This window comes from Gordonia sp. NB41Y, assembly GCF_030718915.1.
GTDB lineage: Bacteria > Actinomycetota > Actinomycetes > Mycobacteriales > Mycobacteriaceae > Gordonia > Gordonia desulfuricans.
Window position 1 is genome coordinate 5,257,512 of the sequence record NZ_CP132196.1, and the last position, 22,974, is coordinate 5,280,485.

The window sequence follows — 22,974 nt, forward strand, 5'->3', positions numbered from 1 at the left end:
ACAGAGAAGGTGGCCGGGCCTCGTGCCCGGTCACCTTCTCTGTCTGTGGTGGTGTCGGGAGGTGCGGGGAGCCGGGCAGGGTACGGCGTGGCACTCCGGGCCGGTTCGATCGCCGAAAGATGCCGGGCCCCTTCGGGAGTCGGCAGACGTCGGCGCCGACGTCTCAGACGAGCAGGCCGATCACGGCGATCGTCGTCCCGAGTTCGATCGCGGCGCCGATCACGTCGCCGGTGATCCCGCCCATCCGCCGTGCGCAGTGCCGGGTGAACAGCCACATCGCCGCGACGACGACGCCCACAACCACCACGGCCCGGATCGCGCCGGCGGTGTCGAACCAGTCGTGCGCGCCGAACCCGCCGACGAGTGCGGCCGCGACCACGAACAGCAGCGTCCACACCGCCACCGACATCTTCTGGGTGCCGACGACGAGTGCCCCGAACCCGTTGTCGTGGGCGGGGGAGAGGGACCAGCGGGTGGCGACCACCGCGGCGAGACGTCCCACGGCGACGGCGAGACCCAGTTCGAGCCATCGTTGTGCGCCGGCGAGCGTGGCGAACCCGATGGCGTCGACGGCGAGGATCGCGGCGACGGTCGCCGCGCCGAACGGCCCCACACTGCCCGAGCGCATCACCTCGGTGACCCGTTCGGGCGGGCCGTAACAGCCCAGGCCGTCGGCGGTGTCGGCGACGCCGTCGACATGCATCCCGCGGGTCCCCACCGCGAGCAGGATCACCACCAGCACGCTCACCATCGCGCCGGGGAGATCCGTCGCCGACAGTCCCCAGGCAGCCAGTGCCGCAACGGTTCCCAGGAAGGCGCCGACCACCGGGACGGTCGCCATCACGCCGGCCCCCAGCGTCCGGTCGAACTCCCCGTCGGTGAGCCGACGGGGGATCGGGACGACGGTCAGCCACGAGAACGCGACGGCCATCGGACGCGGCGAGACGGCCATGGTCAGGCGGGCGCCTCGGCGGGTTCGGTCCCGGCCAGGGCGTCGTCGGCGGCCGGTTTCTCGCTGACCCCGGCCTCACCGAAGGTCGACATCGAGGTCAGCACGTCCACCGCACTCATCACCGCGGGCAACGCGGCCAGCGCACCGGTGCCCTCGCCGAGCCGCATCGAGAACTCGACGACCGGTTGCAGGTCGAGGTACTCCAGGGCGATCGAATGGGCCGGCTCGGCCGACCGGTGTCCGGCGAGCCACCAGCGGGTGGCGCCGGGGGCGAGTTCGGCGGCGATCAGCGCGGCCGCGGTGACCACCACCCCGTCGAGGATCGCCGGGGTCTTGCGGACGGCGGCCTGGGCGAGATACCCGGCCATCGCCGCGAGATCGGCGCCGCCGACAGCGGCCAGCAGCCGCAGCGGGTCGTTGCGGTGCGGGCGGGCCCGGCGCATGCCGTCGCGGATCGCGGCGGCCTTGCGCATCCAGCCGAGATCGTCGATGCCGGTGCCGCGGCCGACCACCTCGACCGGCTCGCGGCGGGCGAGGGTGCCGACGATGACGGCCGACGGCGTGGTGTTGCCGATGCCGAGGTCGCCGGGGATCAGCAGATCGGCGCCGGCGTCGATCAGGTCGTCGGCGATCGCCCGGCCGGCCGCGATGGCCTGTCGTGTCTCGTCGAGGGTGAGGGCGTCGGTGACCCGCAGGTCGCCACTGCCGCGCCGCACCTTGTAGGTGCCGAACTGTGGTGGGGTGTCGGCGTCGACGGCCATGTCCACCACGCGTACCCGCGCACCCGAGCGTGCGGCGAGCACGTTGACCGCCGCACCGCCCTCGGCGATGTTGGCGACCATCTGCACCGTCACCTCGGGCGGATATGCCGAGACACCCGAGCGTGCGACGCCGTGATCACCGGCGAAGACGACGACGGTGGGCGCGGTGATCGGACGCGGCGGGCACACGCCCTGGCAGGCCGAGATCCACACGCCGAGTTCCTCGAGCCGGCCCAGGGAACCGGCCGGTTTGGTCAGGGTGAGCTGACGGGCGCGGGCCGCGTCGGCGATCGCCTCGTCGGGCGGATCGATCGGACCGAACACCTCGGCGTCGGTGGGGTCGGGACGGGGCCGGTCTCCGGGGCCGTCGGCCTCGACGCGCACCACACCGGTCGGCAGCTCCACCGGAACCGACGGGGCGGCCACCGGGACCGGGACCGGGGCGGCGGACGCCTCCGGGGTGGCGGGTCCGGGCGAGATGGGTTGTGCGGCAATCAGTTCGGCGTCGGGCGCCGGTGTCGCAGGGGTGACGACCGCGGCGTCGGAGAGGTCGATGACCCGTCCGGCCACCACCAGCAGGACCCGGTCGCAGACCGCGGCGACGGCGGCGTTGAGCACCCCGAGCTGATCCTGGAACAGCCGCCCCGCCGGGGTCGGCGGTACCGGCGCCAGACCCACCTCGGGGCTGATCAGCACCAGGTCGCCGTCGAAACCGTCGATCGCCGAGCACAACTCGGAGTTCTCGGCGGTGCGGTCGACGGTCTCGGCCGACCATGCGCCAGTGGCGTCGAGACGTGCTGCGAGCCAGTTGCCCAGATCGTCGACGAGTGTCGCCGCGTCCGGGTGCGCGTGCAGCTCGTCGGCGAGCGCGGTGGTCTCCACGGTGGTGTACCGGTCGCCGCGGCGTGCGCGATGCCGCTCGACCCGCGCCGTCCACTCGGTGTCGGTGGTCAGCGTCGGGCCGGTGGCCAGATACCGCACCGAAGCGTGTGCGCGCAGAAGATCTTCACCGTGATCGGATTTCCCCGATCGCACCCCGCCGAGGATCAGCGTCCGATGCCCGCGTGTGGTCATCGCCGGTCAGACTTCGTCGCCCGCGGCGACCTGCGGGGCCGGGGCGCGCATCTTGCGCAGCTGCATGGCACGCGTGAAGGAGTACCAGCCCAGCTTGATCCCGGTGTCGGTGGTGTCCGGGAAACGCTCGCGCACACGGCTGTTCACGAGACGCCCGAGGATCACGCCGTCGATCGCCATCAGGACCACGAAGGCCAGCAGCAGCAAGGTCGAGTACGCCGCGATCGACGGCAGGAACATCACCACGATCAGCACGATCGCGAACGGCATGAACAGTCCGGCGAAGTTGCGGCGCGAGTCGACGATGTCGCGGGCATAGCGCCGCACCTCGCCCTTGTCGCGCGGCATGAGGTACTTCTCCTCGCCGGCCATCATGCGTTCCCGCTGCTCGAGCCGCTGGGAGCGACGATCGGCACTGAGCTTGCGCTTGTCCTCCTTGGACATCGAGCTCTTGAGCTCTTTCTTGCGGGCGCGGGCCTCGGCGCGCGTGGTCGGCGGCGGTGTCACCGGGCCACGCTTGCGGCCCTGCGACTGGCGGCGCGACGGGGTCGGACGTCCCTTTCCGGGGGTATAGGCGCTGCCTCGCCCGGACTCGTCGGTGGTGTCGGCAGCGTCCTCGATCGACGCATCGTCGGCGGACGTCTCACCCGCGGCGTCGGCCGGGGATTCGTCCTTCTTCCATGGCAGCTTCACGCCTTCGAGCCTAGGCGATTCCGCGCTGCCGTCCCGCGTCGACCTCCCTATACTTTGCCCGCATGGCGTCCCCCGGAGTTCACACCGTTGCACAGGAGTGGCGATGCGCGTCCTGATCGCACCGGATTCGTTCGGCAACACCCTGACCGCGGTCGAGGCCGCCGACGCGATCGCGACCGGATGGTCGGCGTCGCGCCCCGACGACGAGGTGGTGCACGCACCGCAGTCCGATGGCGGACCGGGGTTCGTCGACGTCCTCGCCGGCCGGTTCGGACAGGTGCACACCGAGACCGTGCCCGGCCCGCTCGGTGCGTCGGTCACCGCGCGGTGGCTGCTCGACGACCGCGATCCCGACCACCTCGTCGGCTACGTCGAATGCGCGCAGGCATGCGGACTGCATCAGCTCGGCGGTGGCCCCACCCCGCGCACCGCCCAGACCGCCGACACCACCGGCGTGGGGATGCTCGTCGACGCCGCACTGCGCGCCGGGGTCGCCTCGGTCGTCGTCGGGCTCGGCGGCAGCGCCTCCAATGACGGGGGTCGCGGCCTGATCGAGGCGCTCGGCGGACCCGAGCGCGCCCTCGAGCGGTGTGCGGGCATCGACGTGGTGGCCGCCTCCGACGTGGAGAACCCGCTGCTCGGGCCGCTCGGCGCGATCGCCGTGTTCGGCCCGCAGAAGGGCGCCGACGCCGCCGCGCTGGTCCGGCTCGAACATCGGATGGCCGAGTGGAACCGGGTGCTCACCGAACTCGCCGGCCGCGACATCAGCGCCGAGACCGGGGCCGGGGCGGCCGGCGGACTCGGCGCGGCCCTGCTGGCGCTCGGCGGTCGCCGGGTGTCGGGGGCGACCGTCGTCGCCGAGGCCACCGGCCGGGACGCCGACATCGCCGCCGCCGATCTGCTGATCACCGGGGAGGGCCGGTTCGACTCGCAGACCCTGCGCGGCAAGGTGGTGTCGGCGCTGACCGCCACGGCCCGGGCGTCGCACGTGCCCGTGCTGGTGGTGGCGGGGCAGGTCACATTGGGGGCCGACGAGATCGCCGACGCCGGGATCGCCGCGGCCCACTCGATCGTCGACCACGCCGGATCGGTGCAGGTCGCGATGGATGACGCCGGACCCCAGCTGACCGGACTGACACGTGCGGTGGCCGCGGCCTGGCCGGGGTGAACATCCGGCGAATTCACCGTGTGGTCCATCGTGGCGGCGGGAATAGGCCGGCACGCGGTACGGTTGAACCAACGGCATCACGTCCGCGGGTCGACGACCCGTCGGATGTCTGTCCTCCGGGGTCCGCCCCGGAACCGATCACTCGCCGACATCATCGAGTCGGCGTGGCGACGACGATCACCCCTGAGGAGCATCGATGACCGTGCAGAACGAATCCGGCACCGCGACCACCACCGGTGTCAACCTGAGCGACGCCGCCGCCGGTAAGGCCAAGGCCCTGCTCGATCAGGAAGGCCGCGACGACCTGGCGCTGCGGATCGCCGTCCAGCCCGGTGGCTGTGCGGGCCTGCGCTACCAGCTGTTCTTCGACGACCGCAGCCTCGACGGTGACCTCACCGACGACTTCGGCGGCGTCACCCTCGCCGTCGACCGGATGAGCGCCCCGTACGTTCAGGGAGCCACCATCGACTTCGTCGACACCATCGAGAAGCAGGGTTTCACCATCGACAACCCGAACGCGACCGGCAGCTGCGCCTGCGGCGACTCGTTCAACTGATCGATCCCCGCACCGGACACCCACCGACCGCACCCCGCAACGCCGGGGTGCGGTCGGTGGCGTTTGGGCACCCTCAGTAACGTGAGGCACCACTGCATGTCGACCGACTGAAGGGCGAAGGACACCTCGTGACCATCTTTGTGTGTGGCTCGATCGCGACCGATCATCTGATGACCTTTCCGGGCAAGTTCTCCGAACAGCTCCTGGGTGATCAACTCGAACACATCTCGCTGAGCTTCCTCGTCGAGGATCTCGTGGTCCGCCGCGGCGGGGTCGGCGGCAACATCGCCTACGCGATGGGGGAGCTGGGTGGCTCGCCGGTGCTGGTGGGCGCGGTCGGCGCCGACTTCCACGACTACCGGCAGTGGCTGGAGGCGCACGGCGTCGACTGCCGTTCGGTGCGTGTCTCCGAGACCAAGCAGACCGCCCGCTTCATGTGCACCACCGACGAGACCATGGCGCAGCTCGCGTCGTTCTACGCCGGTGCGATGAGCGAGGCCCGCGAGATCGCCCTCGGCGACGTCATCACCACCGCGGGCACCCCGGATCTGGTGCTGATCGGCGCCGACGACCCGGCCGGCATGGTCGCCCACACCGACGAGTGCCGCACCCTGGGCATCCCGTTCGCCGCCGATCCGTCCCAGCAGCTGGCCCGGCTCGACGGTGAGACCGCGCGGTCGCTGATCGACGGCGCGACCTACCTGTTCACCAACGAGTACGAGTGGGCGCTGCTGCGCGAGAAGACCGGGTTGTCGGCGGAGCGGATCGGCGAGATGGTCGGCACCCGCATCACCACCCTCGGTGCCGGTGGCGTGGAGATCGTCGAGCGTGGCGGCGAGCGCATCCACGTCGCGGTGGTGCCCGAGACCGCACAGGTCGACCCGACCGGTGTCGGCGACGGCTTCCGGGCCGGTTTCCTGACCGCCCTGAGCAAGGGACTCGGCTTCGAGCGGGCCGCCCAGCTCGGCTCGATGGTGGCCGTGCTCGTCCTGGAGACCGTCTCCACCCAGGACTGGACCTGGGATCATGCCTCGGCGCTGTCGCGGATCGAGGGCGCCTATGGTGCCGACGCCGCCAAGGAGATCGGCGCGATCTTCTGACGCCCCGGCAGGCACATCCCTGATCGACCAGAGAGGGCCGAACCCGCGACGGGTTCGGCCCTCTTTCGGTGTCTGCCCGCGATCAGGTCAGAGCTTGACCGGGTAGGTGTGATCGGTGATCTGGGGGACCAGCGTCTTCTCCACGAAGATCGCATGCCACACCATGAAGATCAGCACCGTCCACAGCCGGCGGCTGTTGTCGATGACGCCGTCCCGGTGCTCGTCGAGCATCGCCAGCACCACCGACTTGTCGAAGAGGTGGTCGGTCTGCGAGTCGGCGATCGTCTGGTGGGCCCAGTCGTACATCTGCGAGCCGGCCAGCCAGTGGCGGATGGGCACCGGGAAGCCGAGCTTGCGACGGTGCAGCACATGGGGCGGCACGATCTGCTCGAGCGCCTTGCGCAGTGCGTACTTGGTGGTGCCGTGGGCGATCTTCTCCTCGTAGGGGAGACGCTCGGCGACGGCGAACACCTCCGGGTCGAGGAACGGCACCCGCAACTCGAGCGAGTTGGCCATGGTGGTCTTGTCGGCCTTGACCAGGATGTCGCCGCGCAACCAGGTGAACAGGTCGAGATGCTGCATCCGGGCGACCGGGTCCCAGCCCTCGCTCATCGCATAGATCGGGGCGGTGACGTCGGTATGGGTCCATTCCGGCCGGTAGTCGCGCAGCACCGCCTGCAGCCGGGCGTCGTCGAAGCTGCGGGCGTTGCCGTAGTACCGCTCCTCGAGGGTCAGCGACCCGCGATGCAGCAGGCTCTTGCCGCGGGTGCCCTCGGGGATGCGGTCGGACACCTTGCCGGCCAGCCGGCGCATGATGGTGGGCATCTTGTCGAACGCCGACAGCGACAGCGGTTCCTTGTAGATGGTGTAGCCGCCGAACAGTTCGTCGGCGCCCTCACCCGAGAGCACCACCTTGACGTGCTTGCGGGCCTCGGCGGCCACGAAGTACAGCGGGACCAGCGCCGGATCGGCGACCGGGTCGTCGAGGTACCAGACGATCTGCGGGATGGCGTCGATGAACTCGCTCTCCGAGACCACCTTGACGATGTGGCGCGCGCCGATCGCCTCGGCGGATTCCACGGCGACGTCGACCTCGGAGTAGCCCTCACGCTCGAAGCCGGTGGTGAAGGTGATCAGATCCGGGTTGTGCCGGATCGCCAGCGCGGCGATCGCGGTGGAGTCGATGCCGCCGGACAGGAACGACCCGACGGTGACGTCGGCGCGCATGTGCTTGGCGACCGAGTCCGAGAGCACCTCGGCGATCTGGTCGTAGCGGCGCTGCCGGGTCGCGTCGGTGACCGGGACGACGCCGAACTGCGGGGTGAAGTAGCGCGTGACCTTCGGCGCCTGGCCGGGCGCGAGGGTCGCGTGGCAGCCGGACTCGAGGCGACGGATCGACGCATGCGCGGTCTCCGGCTCGGGGACGTACTGCAACTCGGTGTAGTGCTCGAGGGCCCGCAGATCCAGTTCGGTGCCCAGCTGCAGGCGGTCGAGCAGCTCGAGCAGGCTCTTCTTCTCGCTGCCGAAGGCGGTACCGCCCGGGCCGGTCGCCAGGAACATCGGCTTGATGCCGAACGGATCGCGCGCCAGGAACAGGGTGCGGTTCTCGGTGTCCCAGATGGCGAAGGCGAACATGCCGCGCAACCGGCGTACCGCGTCGGGACCCCAATGGTGGAAGGCGGCGACGATCGCCTCGCCGTCACCCTCGGTACGGAAGACCGTGCCCTCGTCGGCGGCCAGCTCGGCGCGGATCTCGACATAGTTGTAGATCTCGCCGTTGAACACCAGCGCGTAGCGGTCGGAATTGTCCGGCGGACCCCAGCGCAGCGGCTGATGCGAGTGCTCGATGTCGATGATCGACAACCGGTTGAAGCCCAGGACGAGATCGTCGTCGTGCCAGGTTCCCGGCTCGTCGGGGCCGCGGTGCCGCATGCAGTGCGAGGCCTTCGAGAGGAGGTCGACGGCGCTGCCCGCCGAACCGTCGGACGTCAGCAGACCGAGCAAACCACACACCAGTAAAGGCCTCTTTCGACTCGAGTTCCCCAGATCCGGGACGAGGCGTCCCGGCCGGTCTCCGAGTATGCCGTATCCGGGCACTCGCGGCGCCCTCGCCTCGTGTGTCCTGGATCGCGAACTGGGCGTCTGCGTGGGCTTTCGGAGTTTTCGACGCGCGGATGCACCCCAACCGAAAAAGTTCCCGTGAGTTGGTCTACGCTGCGTAGTACACAGGCGCGGCCACGGTGTGAATCGTGGTGCCCGGTCCCGGGCAACGTCTTACGACAGTGGTCGGACGGGCGATCGCGCCGGAGCAGGTCATGTGGCGTGCGACTCGGCCGACGGAGACGTCGCGCCGAGCGAGCAGGAAGGCGTGAAATTGGCACACGGTGGACGGCCCCCGGCCCGACGTGCTTCGTCCGCGTCGCGGACGGCAAAACGGATCGGCATCGCCGGGATCCTCGCCGTCGGCGCTCTGTTGATGACGGGGTGTAGCGGCGACGAGATCGTGCGATTCGGCTGGCCGGTCGGTATCACTCCGGAAGCCGAAGTGATGCGGAAGCTGTGGACCTGGTCGGTCATCGCGGCCCTCATCATGGGCATTCTGGTGTGGGCCCTGATCTTCTGGACCATCACTTTCCACCGGCACAAGGAAGGCAAGGACGAGTTCCCTCGTCAGACCGCCTACAACGTGCCGCTCGAGCTCACCTACACGGCGATCCCGTTCGTCATCATCGCCGTGCTGTTCTACTTCACGGTGATCGTGCAGAACCAGGTCGAGAAGAAGACCGACGACCCCAAGGTCGTCGTCGACGTCACCGCCTTCCAGTGGAACTGGAAGTTCGGCTACCGCGACGTCACCTTTGCCGACGGTTCGGAGAAGAGCTTCTTCCAGCACGACGGAAGCCCGTTCGACCTGCAGCTGCAGGAGACCAACGACCACGGCGAAGAGCTGCCCGGTCCGGCCAACGGTCGCGATGACGACATCCGCAACTACCTGAAGTTCAACTCGATCGAGACCCTCGGTACCTCCACCGAGATCCCGATCCTGGTGCTGCCGACCGAGCGTCGCATCCAGTTCGATCTGGCTGCCGCCGACGTCATCCACTCCTTCTGGGTTCCGGAGTTCCTGTTCAAGCGCGACGTGCTGCCCTTCCCGGAGCAGAACCACACCGACAACGTCTTCCAGGTCGAGAAGATCGACACCGAGGGCGCCTTCGTCGGCCGCTGCGCGGAGATGTGCGGTACCTACCACTCGATGATGAACTTCGAGGTGCGTGCGGTGTCGGGCGACGATTTCGACGCCTACATCAAGTACCGCGAGGCCAACCCGACGGCCACCAATGCCGAGGCGCTGCAGGCGATCTGCCAGGAGCCTGAGTCGGTGGTGACCGTTCCGTTCGACACCCGCCGCAAGAGCGATGGCAGCGCCACCGCCACCGGTGACCCGAACAACACCCGCATCGCCAACTGCACGATCAAGAGCGGAGCAGCATCGTGAAGGTCGAAGCCCGACTTTTCGAACTCCTGACGGCGTTCTTCTTCCTGGCCGGCGTGATCTACACGCTGTGCACCGCATTCACCAGCCGCGGTGTGGAGTGGGTCGGCGTGGTCGGCATGTTCTTCAGTGCCGGTCTGACGCTGATCGCCGGTACCTACTTCCGGTTCGTGTCCCGACGGGTGGAGATCCGCCCGGAGGACTACGAAGAGGCCGAGATCGAGGACGGCGCCGGCGAGCTGGGCTTCTTCAGCCCGCACTCCTGGTGGCCGATCCTGATCGCCGCGTCCGCCGCGATGTTCGCCGTCGGTTTCGCCACCGGCAACATCTGGTTCTGCATCTTCTGCGCCGCCTGCATCATGGGCAGCGCCGCCGGCATGGTCTTCGAGTACCACGTCGGACCCGAGAAGCACTGAGTCTGGTTCCAGACCGCCGACAGGCCGCATCCCTTGTGGGGGATGCGGCCTGTCGCGTTGTCGGGGGATCGCAGCGAATCGGTGGCGAGGTGTTCGGGCACGGTGATCGAGCCGACGAGCAGCGCACGGTCGGGATGCGCAGTTCATGCTGATCGAGCCGACGAGGAGCCCACCGATCGGGACGCGCAGTTCACGCTGATTGAGCCGACGAGGAGCGCGGCGATCGGGACGCGCGGTTTACGGTGATCGAGCCGACGAGGAGCGCACCGATCGGGGCGTGTGGTCGACCGGTGGCCGATCTGACGGGGCGCGCGGTTTACGGTGATTGAGTCGACGAGGAGCGCACCGATCGGGCCGCGTGGTTGGCCGGTGGCCGATCTGACGGGGCGCGCAGTTCACGCCGATTGAGCCGACGAGGAGCGCAGCGACGAGGCGTGTCGAAATCTCCGCAGGACGAGCATCCCGACGTCACCACGGTCGACGTCGGTTCATTCCGTACGTGTCACCTGAGGTCTTGGTCGGCGACGCTAAGCTGGGGACGCTCGATCCGTATTCACGGTCTTCGTTGAGGCATGGTCGTTGGCATTCCTCTCGTGAGTTGAGCACAGCCTCCGGCGGGCTATGAGTTGGCCGGACCTTCGGTTGGGGCTGGTGATCTGTGATGGGTCACCAGCCCGTCTGCCGTTAGGGGTACATGGTTGTTGGAGTTCCACTTGTGGATTCATCTGTGCGAATGATGGACGCCTCGAGGTGGTCGACGTAGCGTCTTCTATATCGGCGAACCCTACTGATCGCCACCGACAACAAGGACGGATCTGCCATGACGCAGCTCGATCTGGATATGCTGACCGCCGCATGCCGGCCCGGTGGTGCCGCGGCTCTCACATCGGTCACCGATCTGACCCCGGCCGAGGGGGAGCACGGCGGTGTCGCACCTGCCCGATTCGTCGACCAGCGGAACGCGACGTACGCCTACGAGACGAGGTTCGTCGACGACGAGACCGCGAAGGTCGTGCTCATCGACTCGAAGGCGTCCCAACTCAATCGCGTGGAGGTCGAGATCGAGAAGGCGATCGATGACGGCATCGACCCGCTCTCACTCACGCCTCGTATTGCGGTCACCTACGGCGGCGGTCATCGGGAGTTCGACTACACCTTGCCGCACCGTCTCTATGACGGTCACATCCGAGCAGGCAGCGTCGATGGTGCCCCGGTGACACAGCATCCCGACTACCTGGCGGCCCGAAACGCCACGACAGCCGACGTTCGCCCCATCCTGGAACTGGCGCCCACTGCACTTGTGTTCGGCGGATGGGACTCCACCAGAAAGTCCCGCCAAGGGCGCTATCGAAGCGGTCTCGTCGGCGAGGTCATCGGTGTTCTCGCCGATCAGGGCCCGGATGGCACCACTCCGCCCCGCCGAGGCGGGGCACGCGTGGACCCGATCGCCGCCAGCGTTCGACTCACCGGTCCCCAGCTGAAGCAACTGCTCGACGATCAGCGCGATGAACTCTCGACGAAGAACGTGGAGAAGATCGAGAAGGACATCAAGTCATCGCGCAGTGGACGGACATCGGCCGCACCGCTCGGTCTCGGCGCGATCCCGCCGTCACTCGCCGGGCTCGGGCTGGTCGCATGCCGTCGGATCATCCGCTCACATGTCATCACGTTCAGTGCCCTACGTCAGCTTCGATTCGGTGCAGGCCCTGACGGGGACGCCGCATGCCGCGCCCTGCTGGTTGCCTACGCACTCGCAGGTCTGGCGCGGGCGGATGCCGAGCTCGATCTCCGTGCCAACTGCAACCTTCGTGAGGCCGGACCGACGTCGGTCACCATCGATGCCCGGCACGGTAAGACCATCGACCTCGAGCCACTCGCCATCGCGGACGCCGACGCGTTGCTGAATGCCTCGATCGAGAATGCCCGGTCACTCGCAGGTATCCGTTGGGAAGGTCAGGTCTTCGAGGTCACCGGCAACGACCTGATCATCAACAACGCCGATGCCGATACCGACGACGAGGACTGACATGAGCGTCATCGGTATCCGGGCCAGATTCCCGCTCGGGATCTATCGCGGGCACCGGCCGGATCGACAGGCCGACCTCTTGCCCTCCCCGCTTCGGCTGCACGCTGCACTGGTGGCCGCGGCCGGCAACGGTTGCACCGCGGCGTCAGGGCAAGGTGAACTGAGCCGTAATGGAGACGCCTCTCGCGCGCTGGAATGGCTCGAAGACAACCCACCCGACTACATCGAGCTCCCACACTGGGAGATGAACGCCGATCAGACCAACGGCGCGTTCGCCTTTCGTGATGAAGGCGTGGTGGAGAACGCCGCAACCGCACCGACACGGCGCAAGACGCGGCGCTTCGTGACCGACTCGACGGCGCTGGCCGGGCCCATCGGGTGGGGATGGGCGCAGGTTCCCGACGACATCCAGACGACGCTGGACGCCCTGTGCGCCGACGTTCCATGCCTGGGTGAGGCGGACTCTCCGGTGGTGCTGGAGGTCGGGACGATCGAACCAACTCATCGGCGGGCGCAGAAACAGGGCCCGTTCAACTCGGTCGCGATTCGGCTGCCGGTGGCGGCACCCGGCAGGACGGCTGAACTCGACGTCGATTACGTTCGCGCGCAACCGATCAAACCGCCGAGCGTCTCGGCGGACAAGTGGAAGGCATCGGAGCTTCCTGCTCCGCCGTCGCTGTCGCATGATCTGAAGGTCGTTCTGGGCTACGACGAGATCACACCGACCATCGAGGTCAACGCACCCTGGGTTCACATCGTCCATTTTCCGACCAACCGGGATGTCGGGCCTGACGACCGGGTTGCATGGTCGGTCACCATGCACCGTGCGTTGACGGCGCTGCTCGGCGACGATGCGTCGCCGCTGGTCACCGGCCGTTACACGACCGGTGCCCCGCGCCCGACGAATCGCATTGCAATTCAGCCGCTTCCGGAGAGCATCGTGTCGGCCTCGGCACACCCGCATCTCGGTGCGGGAATGGCCCTTCTGCTCCCCGAGGGTGGCCTGGAATCCATCGCGACGGTCTTGGCGTCGCTGACACGGCTGTACCGTGGCGCTCACGGTGGAATCCGACTCGGTGCTCCGACGATCCACGACGCCGCATCCTTCTGGCATGCGTCCGACGAGTTGTCGACCCGACTGTGGACCGCGATTCCGGCGGTTGTTCCGGAAACACGCCGACAACCGAGTCGAGGGGAACGATCGTGGACGCTGGGGGACTCGGCACTGCTGTCGGTGGGCTTCACATACCGAGACCACCTGGGGGCCGTTGATGTTCCAGATCGCAACGCTCCTGCGGGGGAGCGCTATTCAGCACTCATCGCGGCGGTCGATCGGGGCGGAGTGCAGGCGTTGAGCACACATCGAATAGCTGACTCGGATACGGGCAAGTACGTCCACAAACTGCCGAAGGGTCTGGTTGCACAGCCGTACCGATTGGTGCTCGGTCCGGGGACCCTGATCAGTGACACCGCGATCGTCGCGATCGGCCAGAGTCGTCATCTGGGCGGAGGTCTGCTCTGTCCGTTCGATGTTCCACACGATGCGGCCGCGGCGATGGGATACCGATCATGACCGGTCTGAGCGTCGGGGATTTCGAGGCGTACTTCCGTGAAATGAACGGTCACCCGCCGTTCCGCTGGCAGATACGGCTGTGCCGATACATCGTCGACCATGGTGGATGGCCCGAGCACATCACCGCACCGACCGGGTCGGGAAAGTCTGCGGTCATCGACGTCCATCTGTTCGTGAACGCACTCGCCGGATGGGGGAGCGGTCCGCGCGTCCCGCGTCGCCTTGCGGCAGTGGTCAATCGGCGTGCGATCGTCGACTCGCATCATGATCGTGCACAACACCTTCGCGACCAGTTGCAGGCGGCATCGGAGGAATCGGTCGCAGCACGGGTTCGGGAAGGCCTCACACGGCTCGGGTCTCACCCCGAGTCCGGTCCGTTCATCTTGTCGCGCCTGCGGGGCGGACTTGCCGGCTCTCCGCGCACCCAGCGATCAGAAGTGCAGTGGTTCGATGACCCGGCTGCCTGTGCGATCATCTGCGCGACACCGGACATGTGGGGAAGCCGGCTTCTGTTCCGAGGGTATGGGACCTCGCCGAACGCACGGCCTCGGGAGGCCGGGCTCCTGGGCTTGGATTCGGTGATGGTGCTCGACGAAGCACATCTGAATCGGCAGTTGCTCTTCGCGGCCCGGCGATGTGCACAGTTGACGAACGCTGAGCGACTCGGCGTACCGCGATTGCAGATCGTTGCCACCACGGCGACGCCACATGAGGTGGACGACACCACGGCGGTCGGCGTCGACGGGCCCGATGACCTCGACGCCGACCACGTGCTCGCCCGGCGGCTCGAACGTCCGAAACCGCTGTCGCTGATGCCGACCTCGGACTGGCCGGCGGGTAAGCGTCCCAGCAAGACGTATGCAAGGTTCATCACCGAGCAGGTGGTCCGCCAGGTGGAGACGGTCGGAGATCTTGAGACCGTCGGCTGCGTGGTGAACACGGTCGTCACGGCGGGCGAGGTCTACTCACAGCTCCGGGGAATCTACGGCGACGCGGTACTGCTGTGGATCGGGCCGTTGCGTCCGCTGGACCTGGCAGTGATGAAGGATCGGCATCCCGATGCATTCACAGTGTCTGGGGACTCGGAGATCCGGGTCATCGTGGCAACACAGACACTCGAAGTGGGTATCGATGTGGATCTGGCATCGCTGGTCACCGAACTCGCACCCGGAACCTCTCTCGCCCAACGTGCCGGGCGTGTGAACCGGCTCGGGAACCGTGATCAGGGGGAATGCGTTGTGGTGGTGCCCGAGACCGAACCCACCACACGGCATGGCCCGTACGCGGCCGACGAACTCGCCTCGAGTTACCGGTGGCTCCAGAGCTTGGCCGGTGATGCGATCGGTCTCGCACCCGCTGCGATCTCGGTGTCCCCGCCGCCCGAAGCGGCGCATCCCCGGGCCGTCCTGTCACGGCCGGAGCCGGGGGAGGTCGAGGTCCTCACGACGACGTCGGAGGATCTGGTGGCCGACATCGAACTCGCGCGGTGGCTGCGCGACGATCTGGAAGCCGAGCCGGCCACCGTGGGAGTCGTCCGACGGGGTCCGCTCCCTGTCGACGACGCCACCGCGTCCGCGCTGCTGCAGGCGACACCGGTGATAGCCGACGAGGTGTATCCCGTTTCGATCGCCACCGCCGGTGCCGTCATCGAGCTGATCAGGGGCACCGCCCGTCACCGTCGGGTGTTCGTGGTCCGTGCAGGAGTGCTGCGCCGCCTTGATATCGACGATGCTGATCGGGTCATTCCCGGAGACACACTGATTGTCGACGCCGACCATCCGATCGTGCGGGATGGGCTCATCGCCGTCGACAACGCGGATGGACAGGCAGCGACCATCTGGGGCGACGCGCTTCGCGTACTGATCGGTGACGATCCATCCGATGCCGCCATCCTCAAGCAGGTCACTCGAGCACTGTGGGACAACGACACCGACGAAACCGAGACCGAGGATACGGCACAAGCGTTGGCGGTAAGGGAGATTCAGTACGCACTCCCCGACTTGCCCGCAGAACTACAAGTGGAGACGCCGGCGGTACCGGAGGTGGCTTCTGAGATCTTGGCCTGGGCCGTCGTGCGATCTGTTGATTCAGCTGCGCAGCAGGAGGATGCACTTCAGACCTGGACGGGTCGCGGAAAGGTGGTGCTCTCCAGTCATCAGGAAGCGGTGGCTCGGCGTGCGCGTGAGATTGCAAGTGGCCTTGGGCTGTCGGAGACTCTGCAGCGGGTCGTGTACGAAGCAGGTCTTCACCACGATGATGGCAAGCTCCACCCTGAGTTCCAACGCGTGCTCGGCGCGGAACGAGGGACGGAGCCACTGGCGAAGAGCGGCGACAACTATGCCGAGGTACCGCGATGGCGCCGACGTCGCAGCGCTCTGCCGGTCGGCTGGCGGCACGAACAGTTGTCGGCGGTGTACGCGGCGGATGCCTTTGCGCACGATCCTGAGCGGGACCTCATCGTCAGACTCGTGGGAACGAGTCACGGACGTGGTAGGTCGAACTTCACGCACTCGGCGGCGGAGGTCCGAAGTGGATTCGCGGACGATCTGGCAGGCCTGGCCGAGGTCCTCTTCGATGAGGGCGGCTGGGACGAGCTTGTTGAAGTGACTGAAAGATATTGGGGTGCATGGGAATGTGCCTACCTCGAAGGTGTTCTGCGAGCTGCGGACTGCACGGTGTCGATGGAGGGATCATGACCGAGATCATTCTTGCCGGCCCCTATACGAGTGCGTTGACCCACTTCGCCGGATTCGGGTTGACGTCGATCCTCGAGGAGGCCCGGTGCCATGGTCTTCGGCTCCGATGGTCCGAGGACCCCGAACCACGGATGTCGATCAGAGGCCCGGACGACATGGCCGGATCATTTGGTGAGGTCGTCCGCGATCATGCGCGACGACACGCCGAGGTTCGATCCTGGGTCCAGCAGGTGGCCACGGTCCAGCGGGGCAAGAAGTCGGTGGAGGTGGGCCTGTTCAGCCCACGAATCGCTGCCCCCGAGAGCGCTCATGCCTGGGAGGAACTCTATGCGAAGCGGCGGGCGGCACTGGATGATCCGATCAATCAGTCGTGGCTCGATGCCAGGATGCTGCAGGCGCTGGGCGAGCCGGCCTATTGGCAGTTCGGTACCAAGAATGCCCAGTACGACGGAGGGGCGTCGCGATGGGAGATGAAGACCCGTAACCGGGGCGAGGACTTCGTGCGCAATCGGCTGGCGCACTTGGCACAGGTCGTCGAATCGCGCGAACCCGATGTCATCGAGAAGGCATTCACCGACGCGGCCGTAGACGACAGTGCGCGGAAGCCGGACTCGCGCACCGGAACGGGTCTGGTCCCACCAGGTCCGGTCGATGACGCTGTTGCATGGTGTGCGCTCTGGGGGATCAGTGCCTTTCGTCTGTATCCCCGGCTCACGGGGGTGGCGATCACTCCCGGGGCGTGGCCCACCGATCGAGTGCACCCAGGACTGATGGCGCTGCCGATGCACACCACGTTGCAGACCCCGGCCAAGTTGCGCAGGGTCCTTCGGTCGCAGGACTTCTCCACCTCTGCGTTTGGTGATCCGGAAGGACGTGACGGAATCACAGTGGTGGGCGCACGAGAAAGGCTGGTGAGGCAGGGAATTCGGGGGATCGTGAAGTTTCCTATCCGTAAGGCCGGAAGCTCCAGCGCACCCGAACGCCAGGTCCTTTCGGGTACGTTCGAGCCGTTTTAGCAGATTGCCATGACCGAGGAACAATCGGTGTTACCGATCAGTTTGGTGGCACACACCGTCTTCTGTGAGCGGCGTGCATGGATCGAAGCGGTGGGTGAGCAGGTCGACAGTGCACAGATGGAGGCCGGCGGCGCAGCTCATGAACGTGTCGATCGGCCGGCTGACAATCTGAGGGAGAGCCGGTCGGTCGACGTGGTTCACGATCAGATGGGTCTCGTGGGCAAATGCGATGTGGTGAAAGGAGAAGCAGATCATGTCGTCTTGATCGAGTACAAGGCGACACCGGTAAGGCGGGTTCCTGAAGTCACCCGGGCCAACGTGATGCAACTGATGTTGCAACAGATGTGTCTGGAGGCGAGCGGTGTAACGGTGGATGAGAAGCGCGTCTACTTCACGAATCACCGCAGGTCAGTTGTGGTGGAGACAGTCGATGCCGACCGTGGCGAAGCGCTGGAATGGGTGCGGCGCACCCGCAACGTCATCGACTCGCCCACGGCGCCCTTGCCGTTGGTAGACGATCCACGTTGCCGCTCGTGTTCCCATGTGGGGGTATGCCTTCCCGACGAACGACGGGTGATGCAGGCTGAGGTCAGACGTATTGCGGTGAGCAACCCCGGTGGCGACATCCTCCATCTGACGACGCCAGGTAGTCGGGCATCGATCAGGTCTGGGCGGATCGTGGTCCACAAGGCCAGGGAGGAAACTCACTCGGTTCCACTGGAACGCGTTGTTGGACTGGTGATTCACGGCAATGTCGACGTGTCGTCGGCGTTGATCCGCGAGGTCCCGTGGCGCGGCTACACGATCGTGTGGTGTTCCGGTACCGGACGTGTGGTCGGTCATGCCCGTTCGGCAAAGTCGCCCAACGCCGTTGCCCGTGTCCGCCAGCATGTGCTGAGCGAGTCAGGTCATCTGGACCTCGCTCGAGAGCTCATCGCATGCAAAGTCGCCAACCAGGCGACGCAGTTGCGACGCAACGCGCGTGTCGCGGTACATAGCGAGGTGGCCGAGATGAGGAAGATTGCGCGGAGGGTGTCGACCGCGCACTCGGTTCCCGAGATCCTGGGTCTTGAAGGCGAGGCTGCCGCCATCTATTTCGGACGACTGCAGCAATGCCTGGCCTCCAACGTAGATAGCGGCTTCGCCGGGGGATGGAGTGGACGCACCGGACGACATGCCGGAGATCCGGTCAACGCGGCACTCAACTACGCCTACAGTCTCTTGCTTGCCGACTGTATCCGGGCGCTGCACGCGTGCGGCCTCGATCCGCACGCCGGCTTCGTGCATAGTCCGGTCCGCAACAAGCCGGCATTGGCGCTCGATCTCATGGAGCAGTTCCGACCTGTCGTTGCCGACTCGGCAGTACTGACGGCCATCAACACAGGGAAGCTCACCACTGCAGATTTCAATACGGAAGTGAGTGGCTTACCGCGGCTGACACCGACCGGGCGACGGGCAGTGACCAGCGAGTATCAACGGCGAATCGCCCAGCAGTTCACCCATCCGAGGTTCGGATACAAGGTCACATGGCAGAGGGCATTCGAGGTTCAGGCGAGGATGATTCTCGGGGTTCTCGACGGAACTGACGACACCTACGTGGGGATTCGGACACGTTGAGTCAGAATCTCTTTCGTCTCCTTATCGCCTACGATGTGGTCGACGATCTGCGCCGGACCAGACTCGCGAAGCTGTTGGAGTCATATGGTGACCGAATCCAGTACAGCGTCTTCCTGATTGATCTGACTGCTGCACAGGAGGTCCGGCTACGGAAGTCTGCAATCGCGAAGATCGACATCAGCGTCGACTCGATAGTGTTCTGCCGGCTCGGAGACGCAGCTGGTGCAGCACAGGACAGACTCGAGTTCGTCGGAAAGCGCAGACCGACGACCGAGGACCTCGGTTTTGTCTTGTGACATGCGAGCATCAGTCGCAGCGTTCCGTCGACGGCCATGTCTCGCGGTCAGTTGTCCCTGGTTGGGATGTCGTACGGCCCGCAAACTGTGAAGGCGATGCCAATTCCGGCGTGTCGTGGGGACGGTTCTCGCGCAACTCGGGATACATGCAGGTCAGCCACCGTGTATTCTGGGGTCTCCGTCCGCGACTTCGGTCGCGGACCCTTCGTTGAGGCCCGGACGGCTCTTGTGCCAGTTGCTCATCGACGAGGCGCCGTCCGCGACTTCGGTCGCGGACCCTTCGTTGAGGCACGGTGACCCCGAGCTCCTCCATGGCCGCGGTCGCCGCCGTCCGCGACTTCGGTCGCGGACCCTTCGTTGAGGCGAAGACGGCCTACACGCACACGGAATCCACAGCCCCGTCCGCGACTTCGGTCGCGGACCCTTCGTTGAGGCTACCGGTACAAGCCGTTCGAGGCGTCGAACACCGCCCGTCCGCGACTTCGGTCGCGGACCCTTCGTTGAGGCCAGCCGGGCGCGGTCCTCGGGAGTCGATCGGTCAGACGACCGTCCGCGACTTCGGTCGCGGACCCTTCGTTGAGGCTGGACACTTCGATACGACGCGGGGCACCGGTGTTTGGCCGTCCGCGACTTCGGTCGCGGACCCTTCGTTGAGGCCCGGACGGCTCTTGTGCCAGTTGCTCATCGACGAGGCGCCGTCCGCGACTTCGGTCGCGGACCCTTCGTTGAGGCACGGTGACCCCGAGCTCCTCCATGGCCGCGGTCGCCGCCGTCCGCGACTTCGGTCGCGGACCCTTCGTTGAGGCGAAGACGGCCTACACGCACACGGAATCCACAGCCCCGTCCGCGACTTCGGTCGCGGACCCTTCGTTGAGGCTACCGGTACAAGCCGTTCGAGGCGTCGAACACCGCCCGTCCGCGACTTCGGTCGCGGACCCTTCGTTGAGGCCAGCCGGGCGCGGTCCTCGGGAGTCGATCGGTCAGACGACCGTCCGCGACTTCGGTCGCGGACCCTTCGTTGAGGCTGGACACTTCGATACGACGCGGGGCACCGGTGTTTGGCCGTCCGCGACTTCGGTCGCGGACCCTTCGTTGAGGCATCACTGAAAGCCTTTGCGTTAGCTGCCAGTTCGTCAAGACCGTCCGCGACTTCGGTCGCGGACCCTTCGTTGAGGCCCTCGGCACCGAGACCGGTGGCGCCTACGCCCTCGACCCGTCCGCGACTTCGGTCGCGGACCCTTCGTTGAGGCCTGACCGAGACCCGCCTGGTGATGCCGCTGCTACAGACCCGTCCGCGACTTCGGTCGCGGACCCTTCGTTGAGGCGAGTGCCGCGCCGGGACGCGCGAGGGGTGCCCCCCCACCCCGTCCGCGACTTCGGTCGCGGACCCTTCGTTGAGGCTGGCAGAACGGTGAGGGGACACTCACCCAGTCGACTCTCAACCGTCCGCGACTTCGGTCGCGGACCCTTCGTTGAGGCCTGATCTATTGGCTTCGGGCACAACTGAGGTCGAGCCGCCGTCCGCGACTTCGGTCGCGGACCCTTCGTTGAGGCATCTCAGTGGGTGCGTCCTCGATCGAGTCGATGGGCACCCGTCCGCGACTTCGGTCGCGGACCCTTCGTTGAGGCGGTTCGGCGAACAGACCGAGCCCGAGCTTCGACCCGGACCCGTCCGCGACTTCGGTCACGGACCCTTCGTTGAGGCGTCCGTACCTCGCCACACCACCGCCGACCTGCTCGACGTCCGTCCGCGACTTCGGTCGCGGACCCTTCGTTGAGGCCGCACCCGTGCCCGTGCCCTGCATGCTGCCGGGTTCCTCCGTCCGCGACTTCGGTCGCGGACCCTTCGTTGAGGCCACCGACAGTGGCGCGGGCGGAGATGGCGGATCAACCCGTCCGCGACTTCGGTCGCGGACCCTTCGTTGAGGCTGCGAGGCGTCGTACGACTCCGCAGAGGTCGGGTTGGCCACCGTCCGCGACTTCGGTCGCGGACCCTTCGTTGAGGCCAGGCACTGTCCGACGCCAGCGGCGGAACCGTCAGCCGCCGTCCGCGGCTTCGGTCGCGGACCCTTCGTTGAGGCAACATGTCCATGCGCGACCGAGACGACATCATCGACGACCGTCCGCGACTTCGGTCGCGGACCCTTCGTTGAGGCGGCGGGATGTCGTACTGCAGCCACTTGCCCTGCATGCGCGTCCGTCCGCGACTTCGGTCGCGGACCCTTCGTTGAGGCTCGCCGACACCCATCACGCACCGCCTTCGAACAGCGCCATCCGTCCGCGACTTCGGTCGCGGACCCTTCGTTGAGCCGGCACGTTTGTTGGCGATGCCGGGAAACTAGCTCTCGTGTGTCACGCGTCCTGGGTATCGACGAGTTAACGTACGACCGGCAGTCTGTGAGGCGACGAGTGCAATCAGGGTGAGTGGTCCACTATTGCACGGGTTCGGTCAGCACCCGTGCGGTGATCGCATCACGGAGCAGGGTGCTGATCGAGGCGAGGTGCCGTTTGGCGCGTTCACTGCGGGGATGACCGCGGAGCACGATCCGGCGCGTGCCCAGCCCCTGCACGTCGACGATCTCCACCGACTCGTGGGTGATCCACCGCAATGCCAGATCGGGGAAGACCGCCATACCCTCGCCCGCGGCCACGAGCGCGAGTCCCGTTTCGGTGGTGTGGAATTCGTGGACGGCCGATTGTTCGAAGCCGAGGGTCGCCCGAAGTCTCGACGCCGCACGGGAACTCGCGGCCGGGGGCTGTTCGCCGAGCCACGGCAGGCGTGCGCGTTCCAGATCGGAGACATCGGTGAACAGCGTGCCCGCGGGGATCGCGAGTCTCCAGGGATCGTCGAGGAGGGGGATCTCCACCATTCCCTTGGGCAGTTGTGCGCTTTCTTCTCCGGTGTCGAGCTCGAAGACGGCGGCGTCGAGGTCGCCCGTTCGCAGTGCCTTCATCAAAGCGGCGGGATAGGCCTCCATGATGTGGAATCGGACTCCGGGCAGACTCTGTCGCCATTCGGGCAGGCTCGGGGCGATCACCACCGAGAGGAAACTCTGAAAGCCGCCGATGCGAAGCGGGCCGGTGAGTTCTTCGTCACCGTGCTCGAGCCGTGAGCGGACGGCGGCCAGGGTCCGTTCGATCTCCTGCGCGGCCTCGGCGAGGGCGAGGCCTTCCGGGGTGAGCGCCGATCCGCCGGGCGTCCGGGTCATCAAGGGGTGTCCCGTTTCTCGTGCCAGACGGGTGATCTGCTGGGAGACCGCCGACGGTGTCACGTGGAGTTCGTCCGCCGCGGCGAGCACACCGCCGGTACGCGCGACGGCCAGCAGATAGCGGAGCCGGCTCGGATCGATGTTCATTCACGTATGCTAAACACCCTCTGTAGAGGATTTCAATTGACCTAAACAGCATTCTTGTCGGAAGCTTGGCGCAGTTGTTTCGACGAGAAAAGGAATGCCGTTCAATTGTCAGCGGTCACGTAATTCCCCAGGTTGATGGGGTTGTCCGTCACGTAATTCCCCACCCAGCCGTCACGTAATT

The 22,974-nt window shown here is 66.7% G+C and carries 16 protein-coding genes and 1 CRISPR repeat array; of the genes, 11 read left to right on the forward strand and 5 right to left on the reverse strand.

Translation table 11 applies throughout. The annotated features are described in order from the left end of the window. Positions 1-163: 163 nt before the first annotated feature. Genes Q9K23_RS22995 through Q9K23_RS23005 form a run of 3 tightly spaced genes read right to left on the reverse strand, consistent with a single transcriptional unit; the run spans position 164 to position 3,480 of the window. Complete coding sequence (locus Q9K23_RS22995; RefSeq protein WP_053777388.1) at positions 164-952, reverse strand: adenosylcobinamide-GDP ribazoletransferase; 789 nt, start codon at positions 950-952, stop codon at positions 164-166. A gap of 2 nt (positions 953-954) precedes the next feature. Continuing rightward, on the reverse strand, positions 955-2,787 hold the full coding sequence (gene cobT, locus Q9K23_RS23000; protein ID WP_305950297.1) for a nicotinate-nucleotide--dimethylbenzimidazole phosphoribosyltransferase: 1,833 nt from the start codon (positions 2,785-2,787) through the stop codon (positions 955-957). Between the two features lie 6 nt (positions 2,788-2,793). Beyond that, positions 2,794-3,480 (reverse strand): DUF3043 domain-containing protein, encoded by a 687-nt coding sequence (locus Q9K23_RS23005; RefSeq protein ID WP_053777387.1) that lies wholly within the window; start codon positions 3,478-3,480, stop codon positions 2,794-2,796. A gap of 103 nt (positions 3,481-3,583) precedes the next feature. On the opposite strand from Q9K23_RS23005, the gene Q9K23_RS23010 reads away from it, so the two are divergent. The 3 genes from Q9K23_RS23010 to Q9K23_RS23020 all read left to right on the forward strand — a co-directional run bounded on the left by Q9K23_RS23010 (position 3,584) and on the right by Q9K23_RS23020 (position 6,304). After that, positions 3,584-4,648 (forward strand): glycerate kinase, encoded by a 1,065-nt coding sequence (locus Q9K23_RS23010; RefSeq protein WP_305950298.1) that lies wholly within the window; start codon positions 3,584-3,586, stop codon positions 4,646-4,648. Positions 4,649-4,844: 196 nt separating this feature from the next. After that, positions 4,845-5,204 carry an iron-sulfur cluster assembly accessory protein gene (locus tag Q9K23_RS23015; RefSeq protein WP_020790973.1) on the forward strand — a complete coding sequence of 120 codons (360 nt, stop codon included), beginning with the start codon at positions 4,845-4,847 and terminating at the stop codon, positions 5,202-5,204. Positions 5,205-5,332: 128 nt separating this feature from the next. Continuing rightward, complete coding sequence (locus tag Q9K23_RS23020) at positions 5,333-6,304, forward strand: carbohydrate kinase family protein (RefSeq protein WP_020790970.1); 972 nt, start codon at positions 5,333-5,335, stop codon at positions 6,302-6,304. An 87-nt stretch (positions 6,305-6,391) separates the two neighbouring features. Here Q9K23_RS23020 and asnB read toward each other — a convergent pair whose 3' ends face one another. After that, positions 6,392-8,317, reverse strand: a complete 1,926-nt coding sequence (asnB, locus tag Q9K23_RS23025) for an asparagine synthase (glutamine-hydrolyzing) (protein WP_053777386.1) — start codon at positions 8,315-8,317, stop codon at positions 6,392-6,394. A gap of 463 nt (positions 8,318-8,780) precedes the next feature. Between asnB and Q9K23_RS23030 the strand changes: the two genes are divergently transcribed. From Q9K23_RS23030 to cas2, 8 genes are all read left to right on the forward strand, one after another. Beyond that, on the forward strand, positions 8,781-9,800 hold the full coding sequence (locus Q9K23_RS23030; RefSeq protein WP_053777407.1) for a cytochrome c oxidase subunit II: 1,020 nt from the start codon (positions 8,781-8,783) through the stop codon (positions 9,798-9,800). Then, complete coding sequence (locus Q9K23_RS23035; RefSeq protein ID WP_020789459.1) at positions 9,797-10,213, forward strand: cytochrome c oxidase subunit 4; 417 nt, start codon at positions 9,797-9,799, stop codon at positions 10,211-10,213. Before Q9K23_RS23030 ends, Q9K23_RS23035 begins: the two co-directional genes overlap by 4 nt. Positions 10,214-11,033: 820 nt before the next feature. Next, positions 11,034-12,239, forward strand: a complete 1,206-nt coding sequence (gene cas7u, locus Q9K23_RS23040) for a type I-U CRISPR-associated RAMP protein Csb1/Cas7u (protein ID WP_020789458.1) — start codon at positions 11,034-11,036, stop codon at positions 12,237-12,239. Position 12,240: 1 nt separating this feature from the next. Continuing rightward, positions 12,241-13,812: a type I-U CRISPR-associated protein Csb2 gene (csb2, locus tag Q9K23_RS23045; protein WP_020789453.1), complete on the forward strand. Its 1,572-nt coding sequence runs from the start codon at positions 12,241-12,243 to the stop codon at positions 13,810-13,812. Then, positions 13,809-16,508 carry a type I-U CRISPR-associated helicase/endonuclease Cas3 gene (gene cas3u / locus Q9K23_RS23050; RefSeq protein WP_020789454.1) on the forward strand — a complete coding sequence of 900 codons (2,700 nt, stop codon included), beginning with the start codon at positions 13,809-13,811 and terminating at the stop codon, positions 16,506-16,508. Before csb2 ends, cas3u begins: the two co-directional genes overlap by 4 nt. Positions 16,509-16,639: 131 nt before the next feature. Further along, complete coding sequence (locus tag Q9K23_RS23055; protein WP_152972747.1) at positions 16,640-17,524, forward strand: CRISPR-associated protein; 885 nt, start codon at positions 16,640-16,642, stop codon at positions 17,522-17,524. Positions 17,525-17,533: 9 nt separating this feature from the next. After that, positions 17,534-19,141: a CRISPR-associated endonuclease Cas4/Cas1 gene (locus Q9K23_RS23060; RefSeq protein ID WP_053777385.1), complete on the forward strand. Its 1,608-nt coding sequence runs from the start codon at positions 17,534-17,536 to the stop codon at positions 19,139-19,141. Beyond that, positions 19,138-19,437, forward strand: a complete 300-nt coding sequence (gene cas2 / locus Q9K23_RS23065; protein WP_082365896.1) for a CRISPR-associated endonuclease Cas2 — start codon at positions 19,138-19,140, stop codon at positions 19,435-19,437. Before Q9K23_RS23060 ends, cas2 begins: the two co-directional genes overlap by 4 nt. A 178-nt stretch (positions 19,438-19,615) precedes the next feature. Further along, a CRISPR array of direct repeats spans positions 19,616-21,748; the repeat unit is 37 nt; unit sequence CCGTCCGCGACTTCGGTCGCGGACCCTTCGTTGAGGC. A 121-nt stretch (positions 21,749-21,869) separates the two neighbouring features. Here the strand turns inward: cas2 and Q9K23_RS23070 are convergent. After that, the gene (locus tag Q9K23_RS23070) at positions 21,870-22,793 is read right to left on the reverse strand and encodes a LysR family transcriptional regulator (RefSeq protein WP_020793853.1); all 924 of its coding nucleotides are present in this window, start codon (positions 22,791-22,793) and stop codon (positions 21,870-21,872) included. Positions 22,794-22,974: the final 181 nt, after the last annotated feature.